Genomic DNA, 14357 nt, shown 5'->3' on the forward strand with positions numbered 1-14357 from the left:
GCAAGATGGTCGATTGACTACCTGAAAAACCCAATTCGAACGAAAAGGAACGGGGCCGTCCCAGCAGAGCAACCTGCTTTTGGGACGGCCCCTTCGGTCACCCGTTCAGGTCCTGCAGCTCGCCGGTCTCCTGGAAGATCGTCCACTCGCCCAGGTTGGTGGCGTGGTCGGCGATGCGCTCCAGGTAGTGGGCCACCAGCAGCAGGTAGGTGGCCGTCCGCACCATCTTGCGGTCGGACTGCATCACCTGCAGCAGGTCGTCGAACAGCTTGCGGTAGAGCCGGTCGACCTCGTCGTCAAGCGCCGTCATCCGCCGGGCCCGCTCGGTGTCGCCGTTCACCCAGGCCTCGAGGGCCTCCCGGTTCATCTCCTGCACCCGCTGGGCGAGGCGGGGGATGTCGAAGAGCGACCGCAGGGGGGCCGCGCCGTCGAGCCGGCGGACAACCTTGGCGATGTCGGTGGCGTGGTCGGCCATGCGCTCCAGGTCGGTGACGATCTTGAGCACGGTGCCGATGGTGCGCAGGTCCCGCGCCAGCGGCTGCTGCAGGGCCATCAGCTGGAGGCAGCGCTGCTGGATGTCGATCAGCATCCGGTCGGCCACCTCGTCGCCCTCGATCACGGACTCCGCCAGTCGGCGGTCCATCTTCTGCAGGGCCTGGACGGCCTTCTCGATGGCCTCGTTGACGAAGACCCCCATCCGGAGCAGGTCGCGCTGGAGCGCGGCGATCTGCTGGTCGAACGCAGAGCGGGTGGACATCGGGCGCAGCCTCCTTCCGATCAGCCGAAGCGGCCGGTGATGTAGTCCTCGGTCCGCTGGTCCCGCGGGTTGGTGAAGATGGTCCCGGTCGGGCCGTGCTCGATCAGCTCGCCGGAGAGGAAGAACGCGGTGTAGTCGGAGATGCGGGCGGCCTGCTGCATGTTGTGTGTGACGATGGCGATCGAGTAGTCCCGGCGCAGCTCGCGGATCAGCTCCTCGATCTTGGCGGTCGAGATGGGGTCCAGGGCCGAGGCCGGCTCGTCCATGAGCAGCACCTCGGGCTTTACCGCCAGCGAGCGGGCGATGCAGAGCCGCTGCTGCTGGCCGCCGGAGAGGCCCAGCGCCGACCGGTGCAGCCGGTCCTTCACCTCGTCCCAGAGGGCGGCGCCGCGCAGCGACTGCTCCACCAGTTCGTCCAGCACCGCCTTGCGCCGCTCGCCGTGGATGCGCGGGCCGTAGGCGACGTTGTCGTAGATGGACATGGGGAAGGGGTTGGGCCGCTGGAAGACCATGCCGACCCGGCGCCTGAGGGTCACCACGTCCACGTGCGGGTCGTAGATGTCCGTGCCGTCCAGCGTGATGCGGCCGGTGATCCGGGCGCCGGGGATCAGGTCGTTCATCCGGTTGAGGCAGCGCAGGAAGGAGGACTTGCCGCAGCCGGACGGCCCGATGAGCGCCGTCACCCGGTTGGCGGGGATGTCCAGCGTGATGCTGCGCAGGGCCCGGAAGCTGCCGTAGTACAGGTCAACGCCCTCGGCGCGCATCCGCACCTGTTCGGTCATTGGGTCGGCCTCCTTCGAGTGGACTCCCGGCTAGCGCATCCGGCGCCGGTACCGGTAAAGCGGCAGGGCGAACAAGAGGTTCACGATGAGCACCAGCAGGATCAGCAGGGCCGAGCTGCCCATGGCGATGCGGTCGGCGTCCGGCACCAGCCCCTCGGAGGTCACGGACCAGATGCGCACCGCCAGCGTCTCGCCGGCCACCATCACGTCGGGGTTGGGGAAGCGGCGGGAGACGGTGACGCCCGCGGTGTAGATCAGCACGGCCGTCTCGCCCAGGGCCCGCCCCGCCACCAGCGTCAGCCCGGTGAGGATGCCCGGCAGGGCGCTGGGCAGGACCACCTTCGCCGTCGTCTGCCAGTGGGTGGCGCCCAGGCCCAGGGAGCCCTCCCGGTAGGACTGGGGCACGGCGCGGATCGCCTCCTCGGTGACCCGCACCAGCACGGGCAGGTTGAGCAGGGCCAGGCTGAGGGCGCCGCCGAGGATCGTGAAGCCCCAGCCCATGTAGTTGACGAAGAGGATCATGCCGAAGAGGCCCAGCACGATGGAGGGGACCGAGGCCAGCGCCTCCACCGAGAGGCGGATCACGTCGGTGAGGCGCCCGGGCCTGGCGTACTCGGCGAGGTAGACGCCTGCACCCACCCCGACCGGGAGCGAGAAGAGCAGCGAGAGGCCCGTGATGTAGACGGTGTTGAACAGCTGCGCCCCGACCCCGCCGCCCGCCCGCACCGCGCTGGAGCGGGTGGTGAGGAACTGCCAGTCGATGACGGGCAGCCCCTCGATCAGGATCGGCAGCAGGAAGCCCGCCAGGATGAGGAGGATCAGGATCCCCACCGCCCACAGCACGGCGGTGGCGATGCGGTCGACCAGCTGCGCCCGGCCCATCAGCGGACCACCCCCCGGTTGCTGACCCAGCGGACCAGCAGGATCATCAGGAGCGAGACCATCAGCAGGCCGAAGGCCATCATGAAGAGCGCGCGGTTCCAGGGGGAGCCGGGCGGGGTCTGGCCCATCTCCATGATGATCTGCGAGGTCAGCGTGGCCGTTCCGTGGGTGAGCGACCGCACCAGGACCGGCGAGTTGCCGATCACCATCTGCACGGCCGTCGTCTCCCCGAAGGCCCGGGCGAAGGCGAGGATAATCGCCGCCAGGATCCGGGGCCGCGCCGCGGGGAGCGTGACGAGCCAGATCGTCTGCCAGCGGGTGGCGCCCAGGCCCAGCGAGCCCTCCTCCAGGGCCGGGTCCACCGCGCGGAGCGCGTCCTCGGAGACGCCCAGGATCGTCGGCATGACCATGATCGCCAGGATCGCCCCCGCTACCAGGACGCCGAATCCCTGGCCGCCCAGGTGTTCCCGCACCCACGGCACCAGCAGGGTCATGCCGATGTAGCCGTAGACGACGGACGGGATGCCGACGAAGAGGTTGGAGGCCTGGCGGAGGACGGCGCGCATCCACGGGGGCGAGATCTTGGCCATGAAGATCGCCCCGGCCAGGCCCAGCGGCGCGCCGATGAGCAGGGCGATGGCCGTGGCGGCCAGCGAGCCGACCAGGAACGGCAGCGCACCGTAGCGCCCCAGCGGCGGGTTCCACGTGAGGCCGAAGAAGAACTCGAAGGGCGAGACGTCCAGGAAGAGCCGCAGCCCCTCCGACCCCACGAACAGCAGGATCGCGGCGATCACCAAGGCCACGAGTGCCGCGCTGGCCGTCAGGACGATCCGGGCGGTGCGGTCCGCGGTGCGCACCCGGTTCACGTGGATTTCCCTCCAATCGGTGGTCAAGGTCTCTTGGGCGTGGCCGCCGGATCGCCGGCAACCGGCAGAATCACGGTGAAGGTGCTGCCCCGGCCGACCTCGCTCTCCACTTCGATGGCGCCGCCGTGCGCCTCGACGATGTGCTTGGCGATGGCGAGCCCGAGGCCGGTGCCGCCGGTGGTCCGGGTGCGGGCCTTGTCCACGCGGTAGAACCGCTCGAAGATCCGCCCCAGGTCCGGCTGGGGGATGCCGGGGCCGGTGTCCGCGACGGCGATCCGCACCCGGCCCTCCGCCGCAGCCGCCCGCAGCTCCACCCGGCCGCCGGCGGGGGTGTACTTGATGGCGTTGTCCACCAGGTTGCTGAGCACCTGGATCAGGCGGTCCGGGTCGCCGTCGACCGGAGGCAGGTCGTCGGGGACCCCGGCGGTGAGTTCAATCCCCTTCTTCTCCGCCTTGGGCGCGAGCCGGGAGCGGGTGGCCTCGATCAGCTCGGCCGGGCGGGTCGGGCGCCGCCGCATGCGGAACTTGCCCGACTCGACCCGGGAGAGGTCGAGGAGCTCGTCGATCAGGGCGGCCAGATGGCTGCTCTCCCGGTGCATGATCTCCACGAAGTGGCGGGCCGTATCCGGGTCCTCCAGGGCGCCCTCCAGCAGCGTCTCGGCGAACCCCTGAATCGAGGTGAGGGGGGTGCGCAGCTCGTGGGTGACGTTGGCCACGAACTCCGTGCGCATCTGCTCCAGCTGCCGGGACCGGGTGATGTCCCTGAGCATCACCAGCGCCGCCCGCTCCTGGGCGCTGGCGGCCAGGGCGACCCGGGCCTCGAGGATCTGCTGGCTCGGCAGGGCCCGGCGGATCTCCAGGGTTTCCGGCTCCCCCGTGGCCAGCACCCGGGCGAGCCGCTCGTCCAGGTCGAAGTGGTGGGTGACCTCCAGGTGGTCGCGGCCCACCGCCTCGTGCCGGGGTACGCCCAGCATCCGCTCCGCGGCCGGGTTCATCAGCACGATCCGCCGGTCATGGTCCACCAGGAGGATGCCGTCGGCCATGTGCCTGAGGATGACGTCGAGGTGGGCCTTCTCCAGCAGCAGCCCGGAAAGCCGCTCCTGGTAGTCCCGCTCCGCACGCTTCTTCGCCAGGTCCAGCTCGCGCTCCAGCGCCTGTGCGAACCGGCGGGCCTCCCGGTAGCCCAGGAGCGGCGAGAGCAGAAAGGCGCCGGCGATGACGAGCCAGGCCAGGACGTCCAGCGGCCCGGGGCCCGTGAGCACCGCCGCCCGCAGGCGGCCGGAGAGGACGTAGGGCAGGCCCGTCGCCAGCCCGATGGCGGCGGGGAGGGCGAACCGGAGGAGGGGGGCCCCCTGCGGCGCGTTCACCGGATCCGCCCCCCGACGAACCGGTAGCCGGCGCCCCGCACCGTCTCGATCAGGCGGGGCTCGGACGGGTTCTCCTCGATCTTCGCCCGGAGGTGGCGGATGTGGACGTCCACGGTGCGCACGTCGCCGTAGAAGTCGGGCCCCATCACCCGGTCCACCAGCTGGTCGCGGCTGAACACCCGCCCGGGGTTCTGGGCGAGGATCTTCAGGATCTGAAACTCGGTGGGCGTCAGGTCGACCTTCCGCCCGTCGCGGGTCACCTCGTAGCTGGCGAGGTTGATGGTGAGCGGGCCGAAGCGGAGCACCTCCTGGTCCTGCGGCTCGGTCGGCCGCCGGAACCGGCGGAGGATCGCCTTGACGCGGCCGGTGAGCTCCCGCGGGCTGAAGGGCTTGGTGACGTAGTCGTCCGCGCCGATCTCGAAGCCGACGACCCGGTCGATCTCCTCGCCCCGGGCGGTCAGCATCAGCACCGGCACGTCCGAGGTGCGCCGCAGGGCCCGGAGCACCTCGAAGCCGTCGATGCCGGGCAGCATCACGTCCAGGATCAGCAGGTCGATGCTCTCCTCCCGGGCGATGCGCAGCCCGTCCTCGCCGTTGTCGGCGGTGATCACCTCGTAGCCGGACCGGCGCAGGTTGTAGGCGACCAGTTCCAGGATGGACGGCTCATCATCCACGACGAGAATCCGCTCTGGCACGGGCATCACCTCCGCCACGAAGGACGCGGGTTGGCACGGGCGGTCACCTCCGCACTGCAGGACCGCGGGGTGGCGCGGACGGTCACCTCCGCACTGCAGGACCGCGGGGTGGCACGGGCGGTCACCGCCGCACTGCAGGGCGCGGGGCGACACGGGCGCGGGACGATCAGCGGTGGGGATCCCGGAGGATCGGCACGAAGCCGTGTTCCGCGACGTACTCCTCCTGGAACTCCGGGCTGAGCACGAAGTCCAGGAAGGCGCGGGTCAACTCGTTGGGTTCCCCCCGGGTGTACATATACTCGTAGGCGAAGATCGGCCACTCACCCCGCAGCACGGCCTCCGGGGAGTAGGCCACCCCGTCGAGCTCCAGCGCCTTCACCTTGTTGGGCCGGAAGTAGGCCGCGTCCACGTAGCCGACGGCGCCCGGGGTGTACTGGACCGTGGCGACGACCTTGCCGTTGGAGTCCTGCACCAGCGCCTGCGGCGAGATGTCCCCCTCGCCGCCGAGCACCTTCTCCACGATGGTGGCCCGGGAGCCGGATGACTGCTGCCGGCTGACCACCATCACCTCCAGGTCGGGACCGCCGACCTCCCGCCAGTTGGTGATCTCCCCCCGCAGCATGCGGGCCAGCTGTTCGGTGGTGAGGCCGGTGACCGGGTTCTCCGGGTGGGCGATGATCACGAAGGGGGCGATGGCCACCTTGTGCTCGACCAGCTCTCTGGCCAGGTCGCCCGTGGCTGCTACGTCGGAGTTGCCGATCTCCACCGCGCCTGCGGCCACCTGGGCGAGGCCGTTGTAGGAGCCGCCGCCGCTCACGTTCACCGTCGCGTTCGGGTGCTGCTCCTCGAAGATCTCCGCCGCGATCGAGGCCAGGGGGAGGAGCGCGGTCGAGCCGCTGGCCGTGATCGTACCGGCCAGCGGGTCATTGGGGTCAGCCTGCGGCTTCGCGCCGCAGCCGGTGAGCACCAGCGCGCCCAGGAGCAGGATGGTCGGCAGCATGCGCCTCTGCGCTCGACCCATCGGGTTTCCCATCTCCTCTTCCCACCACTTAATGTGTGGCTACATTCACTGTAGCGTACCGATATTAAGGTTTGGTTAAGAAGGACGGGTTATCCCGGAGGTTCGCTATCCGGCGGTCGACCAACCCGCCAGGTGCATGACCTGCCCGGCGATGGCGCGGGCCGCGGCCGGCTGCCCGGCCAGGCGGGCGGCCTCCGCCATCGGCGCCAGGCGGTCGGGGTGCGCGAAGAGCAGCTCGCCGGCGGCCGCGGCAAGCTCCTGCCCCCCGGCGATGCGGGCGGCGCCGGTCTCCACGAGGTAGCGGGCGTTCTCCTCCTCGTGGCCGGGCAGCGGGTCCAGGAGCAGCATGGGCAGGCCGAGGGCCAGCGCCTCGGCGCAGGTGATGCCCCCGGGCTTCGTGACGAGCAGGTCCGCGTCGCACATGTGGTCGATCACCCGGTCGGTGTACCCGAGCACGGTGAGGCGCGGGTCGCCGCCGAAGCAGCGGGTGAGCTGCTCCTGCAGCGCCCGGTTGCGGCCGCAGATCACGGTGACCTGCAGCGCGCCGTGGGGCAGCGTGAGCAGGGCGCCCACGGCGTCCGCTATCGGCCCGAGGCCCAGCCCGCCGCCCATCACCAGAACCTTTCGGGGGGTGTCTGAGCCGGCGCGGACCGGTTGCGGATTCCGCGCCTGTTCGGCCGGAGCCGCCAGCGGCACACCACCCGTGCGCCGCCGCACGATGGAGTCGGTGTCGATCTCGGCCAGCGAGGCCCGCACCGGCACGCCGGTCACCGTGACGCACCGGGCGTCGGCGCCGCGCCGGACAAGCTCCGCCGCCGCCTCCGGCGACGCGCAGCAGTAGCGGGCGACGCCCTTCCAGATCCAGAAGCCGTGCGGGGCAAAGTCGGTAAGGGCCATCACGACGGGGATGCGGCGCGCACCCGGCCGGTTCAGGAGGTGCACCGCGGCGCCCGCCGGGAAGGGGTGCGTGCCGACGATGACGTCGGGCTGATGCGCCTTGATAATGCGGCGGACGGGCCCGCCCAGCACCAGTACGACGAGCAGGCGCAACGGCCAGCCCACCGGAAGGTGGTAAAGCTTGCGGTAGAGTGCCGGCACGTGCTTGATCTGCCAGAGGTAGGCGCGGCTGAACAGGCCGAGCAGCGGGCTCTGGCACTGGACGACCACAGCCTCGCACTCGGCGGAGAGGCTGCGGCACGCGTCGGCGATGGCGTTCGCCGCGGCCTGGTGGCCGGAGCCGAACTCGGCGGAGAGGAGCAGGACGCGAACCGGCACGCAGGCCACCCCCAGAATCTTCAGCAAGTACCCGGACAGGATAACCACATTACATTCGCTTTCGATGTCTTTCAGTCCTGCGCGCTGGTTTGCCGGCGGGGGCGCAGGTCACTGCCATCCGCGCGGCGAAGGTGGATATGAGACCACATTGCGGCGGCGTATGTGCGCGTGAGGCGACTCCAGCGGGACAACGCACTTGCGGGGCACTCGGCCGCACCGGTGCAGCGCAGGTGAAGGCAGACGCTGCATCGCCGCAGCAGCGATGGCACTCGGCCGCACCGGCGCAGTGAAGGCGAGCATCTGCAGGCAGTATCGAGGTGACGAAGGAGGATCAGCGCGTTGGCGAGGAGACTGACGAGGGCTGAGGTTCCGGTTGAACAGACCTGGCGGCTGACTGACCTGTTCGCGACGCAGGAAGAGTGGGAGCGCGAGCTGGAGGCGATCGGCGAGGCGGTGCAGACCGTCACCCAGTACAAGGGCAGGCTGGGCGAGGGCGCCGGCGTGCTGCTGGCCTGCCTCACCGCCCACGAGGAGCTGCGCGGCCGCATGGTGCGGGCGGGCACCTACGCCAGCCTCCGCTTCTCCGAGGACGGCTCCAACCCGGAGAACCAGGCGGCAATGGCCCGTGCCCAGGCGCTCCTGGCGCAGGTGGGCGCGGCGCTGGCGTTCCTGGAGTCCGAGATCCTGGCCCTGCCCGAGGGCACGGTGGCGCGCTACCTGGGCGAGGAGCCGGGGCTGGGGCCCTTCGGCCGGTGGCTGGAGCTGGTCCTCGACCGGCGGCCCCACGCCCTGCACCCCGAGACCGAGGCGGCCCTGGCGGCCCTCGGCGAGGTGACGGGCGCGCCCTATCTGGTCTACAACCGGGCCAAGGCCGGCGACATGAGCTTCGAGCCCATTACGGTGGACGGCCGGACGGAGCCGGTATCCTTCTCGACCTACGAGGAGCGGCTGGAGCGCGACCCGGACGCCGCGGTGCGCCGGACCGCTTTCCGCAGCTTCTCCGCCGGGCTGCGGCGGTACCAGAACACCTTCGGCGCGACGTTCGCCACCGAGGTGAAGAAAAACGTCGTCCTGGCCCGGCTGCGGGGCTACGAGTCGGCCACCCACATGCTCCTGCACCCGCAGGAGGTCACCGTCGACGTCTACAACAACATCCTGGACGTGATCCAGGCCGAGGTGGCGCCGCACATGCGCCGCTACGCCCGCCTGCGCAAGCGGGTGCTGGGCCTGGACAAGCTGCTCTACTGCGACATCGAGGCGCCGCTGGACCCCGGGTACAATCCGCCGGTCACCTTCGCCGAGGCGTCGCAGATCATCCTGGACGGCCTGGCGGTGCTGGGGCCGGAGTACCTGGAGATCGTCCGCAACGCGCTGACCGACCGCTGGGTGGACTGGGCGGACAACGTGGGCAAGTCCACCGGTGCCTTCTGCTCGTCGCCGTACGGGGCGCACCCGTTCATCCTCATCTCCTGGGCCGGCACGATGCGCAACGTGCTGGTGCTCGCCCACGAGCTGGGGCACGCCGGCCACTTCACCCTGGCCCAGCGCAACCAGCGGCTGACCAACGCCCGCCCGTCGACGTTCTTCGTCGAGGCGCCGTCCACGATGAACGAGCTGCTGGTGGGGCAGCACATCATGGCCGGCACGTCCGACCCGCGCATGCGGCGGTGGGTCATCATGCAGTTCCTCTCCACGTACCACCACAACTTCGTGCGCCACCTGCTGGAGGGCGAGCTGCAGCGGCGCATCTACGCCCTGGCGGAGCAGGGCACGCCGATCACGGCGGCGACGCTCTCGGAGACCAAGGGCGAGATCCTGAACGAGTTCTGGGCCGGCGAGGTGGAGATCGACGACGACGCCAAGCTCACCTGGATGCGCCAGCCGCACTACTACATGGGCCTCTACCCGTACACCTACGCCGCGGGGCTGACGGTCTCCACCGCGGTGGCCCAGGCGATCCGGTCGGAGGGGCAGCCCGCCGTCGATCGCTGGCTGCGGGTGCTGAAGGCGGGCGGAACCATGGGGCCGCTTCAGCTGGCCGAGGCGGCCGGCGTGAACCTGGCCACGCCGGAGGCCGTGCGCAAGGCCGTCGCGTACGTGGGGTCGCTCGTGGACGAGCTGGAGCAGAGCTTCTGAAGGGTGCGGGAGACAAAAGTGCAAGACCACCGCGCGAGATGCGGTGGTCTTCATCATTTCAGTCCATGTCATCCGCGCGGGCGACACCGCGCTGCCCCCATCCTGGGGCCCGGGTATCGGCGGCGCAGGGCGGAAGGGGCCCTGCGCGCCCCCCTTCCAGCCGCACCCCGGCCGAGGGGTCACCCAGGGGGGTGATTTTGTGCGCCCAAGATTCGAACTAGATTGAAAACACCGGGCGCTCGGGCTACATTGGCGCCGGAACCCTATCACACGCAAACTGGGGGGTATTGCATGGGTGTGGTGAAAAGGGTCCTGTCCAGTCTGATGGCGGCGTCGATGCTGGTCTCGCTGAGCTCCGGCCTGGCGCTGGCCAGCTCCCCGGACCAGCCCGGAGGAGAGGCGCCCCGGGTTCCCCTCGCGGAACGGGTGTCCACGGAGAAGAACTACGAGATGGTATCCAACGAGGACACGGCCGGTTCCGGCGGCGTGCGCCAGTACATGGTGGAGCTCGAGGGGCCGAGCGGGGTCGAGCTGTACGTGGAGGCCAGGGAGCGGGGCCTGCAGAAGCAGGATCTGGCCCGCGCCGGCCGGGAGGCCCTGAGCGGCATCGAGCGGGCCCAGAGCGACGTCCTCCGGGCCATCCGGTCCCTCAAGACGCCCGCTAAGGTCGAGGTCCTGTACCAGGTCAAGAACGTGCTGAACGGCATCGCCGTGCGCACCGACGAGGCCGGAGCCGAGCTGATCCGCCAGATCCCCGGCGTGAAGTCCGTCACGGTAATGGAGCTTCACGAGCGCAGCCATACCAACTCTGTCCCGCTCATCGGCGGGCCCAAGGTGTGGGAGAGCTTCGGCGTCCTCGGTGAAGGCATCAAGGTCGCCGTGATCGACACCGGCATCGACTACCTGCACACCAACTTCGGCGGCCCGGGTACGCCCGAGGCCTACGAGCTCGACACCACGACGCTGAACGAGTACTTCCCCAACGCCAAGGTGGCCGGCGGCTGGGACTTCGCCGGCGACGCCTACAACGGCTCCAACCAGCCCCGCCCCGACCCGAACCCGCTGGACTGCCGCTACGAGCTGGGCGGCGGCCACGGCACCCACGTGGCCGGCACGATCGCCGGCTATGGCGTGAACGCCGATGGGACAACCTACCGGGGCCCGTACGACCGGAGCATCCCCCTGGACTCCATGCGCATCGGCCCCGGCGTCGCACCGCTGGCGGAGCTGTACGCCCTGCGGGTCTTCGGCTGCACGGGCAGCACCGGCCTGACGGTGGCGGCGCTGGACTGGATCGTTGACCCCAACGGCGACGGCGACTACTCCGACCGGATGGACGTGGCCAACCTCTCCCTGGGCTCGGCGTTCGGCGGTCCGGATGATCCCTCCTCGCGCGCGGCCAACAACGCCGCCCTGGCGGGCGTGCTGCTGGCCATCTCCGCCGGCAACTCCGGCGATGTCTACTACATCAGCGGCAGCCCGGGCAGCGCCGTCCGCGCGGTCACCGTGGCGGCTCAGGTCGATGCGCTGGACGTGGTGGACGGCTTCCGCATCGAGTCGCCTGCGTCCATTGCCGGCTTGTACGGCGGCTCGGTGGGCCAGAGCTACAACTGGGGGGCCATGGAGGAGCCCGTCACGGCGCCGGTGACGTACGACCCGGACAACCCGGCTGGCTGCAGCGCCTGGCCTGAGGGCGCCCTGGCGGGGCAGATCGTCCTGGTCGACTGGGTGCCGGACGGCCACGAGACCTTCCCCTGCGGCTCGGCGGTCCGGGCCAACAACGCCACGGCGGCCGGCGCAGTCGGCATCATCATGGCGGAGAACGTGCCGTTCCTCACCACGGCCATCGCCGGCAACGCCGCCATCCCCAGCATCCTGACCACCAGCACGGCCGGCGAGGCGATCAAGTCCGAGCTGGGCAGCGGCGTGGTGGCGACCCTGAGCAACGAGTGGCTCAACTCCGGCAGAGTCTACGCCCCCGAGCGGGAGGACACCCTGGCCTCCTTCAGCTCCCGCGGCCCGACCAAGGGCAACGGCCTGAAGCCGGACATCGCGGCGCCCGGCTACTCCATCTTCTCGGCCCGGTCCGGCTCCGGCTCGGAGGGCGTCTCCTTCAACGGCACCTCCATGGCCGCGCCGCACATGGCGGGCGTGCTGGCCCTGCTCCGCGACAAGAACCGCGACTGGTCGGTTGAGGAGATCAAGGCCGCGGCCATGAACACCGCCGGCCACGACATCTACCAGGATCTCGGGCCCTCTGGCGACCGGTACGGCCAGTCCCGCGTAGGCGCCGGCCGCGTGGATGCTGCCGCGGCGGTCGCTCAGGAGGTCGTCGCCTACAGCGCCGACGCCCCGGGTGCGGTCAGCGTCTCCTTCGGCGCGGTGGAAGTGGTCGGCACGGCCACCTTCGAGCGCACGGTCAGGGTGGTCAACCACGGCGACCGGACGGTGACCTACCGGCCCAGCGTCGACATGTTCGTAGAGATTCCCGGGCTGGCGTACAGCTTCCCGGACGGGAACGTCACGGTGCCGGCCAGGGGCTCCGCCACCTTCCGGGTGCGGCTGACCGCGGATGCCGCCCAGATGCGGGCTACCCACGACCCGACGATCTCCGAGACTCAGAACTCCTACCCGCGCCAGTGGATCCCCGAGCACAGCGGCGTCATCCTGCTCAAGCCGGTCAACGACGTGGCCGGCGCCAGGGCGACCCTGCGGGTGCCCGTTTACGTCACCGCCCGGCCGGCCGCGGATGTGAACACCGCGGAGCAGAGCCTCACGTTCACCGGTGATGAGGGAGAGAGCACGCTGACCCTGACCGGCACCGGCCTCAACACCGGCGGCTTCTCCCGCTACGATTACAACGCCCTCGTCACGCCCTTTGAGCTGCAGCACGTCGGCACCGTGCAGAGCCTGGACAAGGCCTCCGGCATCGGGCCCAGCGCCGTCACCGCCGTGCTCCAGTACGCCGGCGTGACCACGGACGCGCGGGCCATCGCCGCCGAGGGCCGGCAGCTGAGCGAGAGCGACCTCTACTTCGGCATCGTCGCCCACGCCGACTGGTCCACCCCGGCCAACGAGGTGACCTACGAGGTTCAGGTGCGGCCGGAGGGCAGCACTCAGACCTACTACCTGCGCAACAGCAGGAACGCCGTGCAGTCGGGCGGCTCCACCACCTACTACGACGTGATGCTCGCCTGCGTCACCGCCGGGTGCTTCCTCAACACCAACGGCGTCGACCCCCTGCTGCAGTCGGGCGTCTTCAACAACAACGTGATGATTCTGCCCGCGCGGGTGACCTGGCTGGGCCTGGACGACACCAAGACTCGCTTCCAGTGGCGCGTCAGGGCCACGCACTACCGCTTCGGCCTGATCGATGAGACGCCCTGGTACACCTACGACTACGCCAATCCCGGGCTCGACTTCACCGACGGCGCCGAGGGCCAGCCCACGTACTTCGCCGATCCGGGTCGCGGCATCCCGGTCGCCTTCAACCGGGCCGCCTACGAGGCCAACGGCTCCAAGGGCGTCCTGCTGCTGCACAACCTGAACGCCAGGGGCAACCGGGCCCAGGTGGTGGGTATCAATGCCGCACCGGCCGACACCGGCTTCGTGGACCCGCCGGAGAGCAAGACCTACGGCGATGAGCCCTTCACCGTCACCGCCCGCAACGAGAAGGCGGTCATCGGCTCCCTCAGGCAGGACGTCTGCGAGGTCGGGCCCACCGAGAACGGCACCGCCACCGTGACCGTGCTGACCGCCGGCGACTGCGTGCTCCGCGCCCAGTTCACCGGTGACGACACTGCGGCGCCCGCCTATGCCGACCTGGTCATCCCGGTCCGGAAGGCCGACCTGACCATCACGCCGCAGTCCGTCACCCGCCTGGTCGGCCAGGAGAACCCGGAGCTGACCGGCACGGTGACCGGCTTCGTGGCCGGCGATGAGGAGCTGGTCCGGGTCCGGTACGCCACCGCCGCCACGGCTGCGTCGCCGGTGGGCAACTACCCGATCAAGGTGCACTTCGACGACCCCGAGGGGCGGCTCGACAACTACAACGTCATCATCCACCCGGCGTTCGTCACCGTGGTGGACGAGCTGGCTGAGGCGGTCTTCGATCCCGACCTGGGCGAGGAGCAGCCGGCCGGCGGGTTCACCATCGGGTTCCGGTGGCTGGTGAACGGCGAGCCGGGCGAGAACCCCTCGGCCACGGTCCGGATCGTGGACGCAGACAGCGGTGGCGTCATCACCGCCTTCGTGGCGAACGGCGGCGGCCTCACGTACGAGGACGGCGCCTACCGGGTGCAGTTCGAACCGGCGCGGTACGGCCTGGGCCCGGGCGACCGGGTGACCATCCAGATCTACGTGAACCGCAAGCTCCAGAACCAGATCACCATCACGCTCGTGGAGGAGGCGGTGACGGAGTGATGATGCGGAAGTGGCAGCTGTGGCTGGCGACGGGCGCGACGGTCGCCGTGTTCGGCGCAGGCGGTGCGACGCTGGCGCTGCTGACGGACCAGGCGGGGCCGGAGTCCCGAGAGCTGGTGGCCGGCACGCTGCGCCTGGACGGCCGGCGGTCGGG

Annotated in this window: 10 protein-coding genes; 2 read left to right on the plus strand and 8 right to left on the minus strand. The window is 70.3% G+C overall.

From position 1 onward, the window contains the following. Positions 1 to 97: 97 nt before the first annotated feature. The 8 genes from phoU to J2Z79_RS17705 form a co-directional block, all read right to left on the minus strand. A complete protein-coding gene (gene phoU, locus J2Z79_RS17670; RefSeq protein ID WP_209468225.1) occupies positions 98 to 757 on the minus strand; it encodes a phosphate signaling complex protein PhoU in 660 nt (219 codons plus the stop codon). Between the two features lie 20 nt (positions 758 to 777). Continuing rightward, the gene (gene pstB / locus J2Z79_RS17675) at positions 778 to 1539 is read right to left on the minus strand and encodes a phosphate ABC transporter ATP-binding protein PstB (protein WP_209468226.1); all 762 of its coding nucleotides are present in this window, start codon (positions 1537 to 1539) and stop codon (positions 778 to 780) included. 30 nt (positions 1540 to 1569) lie between these two features. Beyond that, on the minus strand, positions 1570 to 2421 hold the full coding sequence (gene pstA, locus J2Z79_RS17680) for a phosphate ABC transporter permease PstA (RefSeq protein ID WP_209468227.1): 852 nt from the start codon (positions 2419 to 2421) through the stop codon (positions 1570 to 1572). Next, complete coding sequence (gene pstC / locus J2Z79_RS17685; protein WP_209468228.1) at positions 2421 to 3287, minus strand: phosphate ABC transporter permease subunit PstC; 867 nt, start codon at positions 3285 to 3287, stop codon at positions 2421 to 2423. The genes pstA and pstC overlap by 1 nt, the downstream gene beginning before the upstream one ends. A 23-nt stretch (positions 3288 to 3310) precedes the next feature. After that, a complete protein-coding gene (gene pnpS, locus J2Z79_RS17690) occupies positions 3311 to 4654 on the minus strand; it encodes a two-component system histidine kinase PnpS (protein ID WP_209468229.1) in 1344 nt (447 codons plus the stop codon). Further along, complete coding sequence (locus J2Z79_RS17695) at positions 4651 to 5355, minus strand: response regulator transcription factor (RefSeq protein ID WP_245302974.1); 705 nt, start codon at positions 5353 to 5355, stop codon at positions 4651 to 4653. The genes pnpS and J2Z79_RS17695 overlap by 4 nt, the downstream gene beginning before the upstream one ends. 160 nt (positions 5356 to 5515) lie before the next feature. Further along, positions 5516 to 6370 (minus strand): phosphate ABC transporter substrate-binding protein, encoded by an 855-nt coding sequence (locus J2Z79_RS17700; protein ID WP_209468231.1) that lies wholly within the window; start codon positions 6368 to 6370, stop codon positions 5516 to 5518. A 105-nt stretch (positions 6371 to 6475) separates the two neighbouring features. Continuing rightward, entirely contained in the window at positions 6476 to 7645 is a 1170-nt protein-coding gene (locus J2Z79_RS17705; protein WP_209468232.1) for an MGDG synthase family glycosyltransferase, read from the minus strand. A gap of 339 nt (positions 7646 to 7984) precedes the next feature. On the opposite strand from J2Z79_RS17705, the gene pepF reads away from it, so the two are divergent. Both pepF and J2Z79_RS17715 read left to right on the plus strand, forming a co-directional pair. Then, positions 7985 to 9781, plus strand: a complete 1797-nt coding sequence (gene pepF / locus J2Z79_RS17710) for an oligoendopeptidase F (RefSeq protein WP_245302976.1) — start codon at positions 7985 to 7987, stop codon at positions 9779 to 9781. Positions 9782 to 10072: 291 nt separating this feature from the next. After that, positions 10073 to 14203 (plus strand): S8 family serine peptidase, encoded by a 4131-nt coding sequence (locus tag J2Z79_RS17715; protein WP_209468233.1) that lies wholly within the window; start codon positions 10073 to 10075, stop codon positions 14201 to 14203. Positions 14204 to 14357 lie beyond the last annotated feature (154 nt).

Source organism: Symbiobacterium terraclitae (assembly GCF_017874315.1).
Taxonomy (GTDB): Bacteria; Bacillota; Sulfobacillia; order Symbiobacteriales; family Symbiobacteriaceae; genus Symbiobacterium; species Symbiobacterium terraclitae.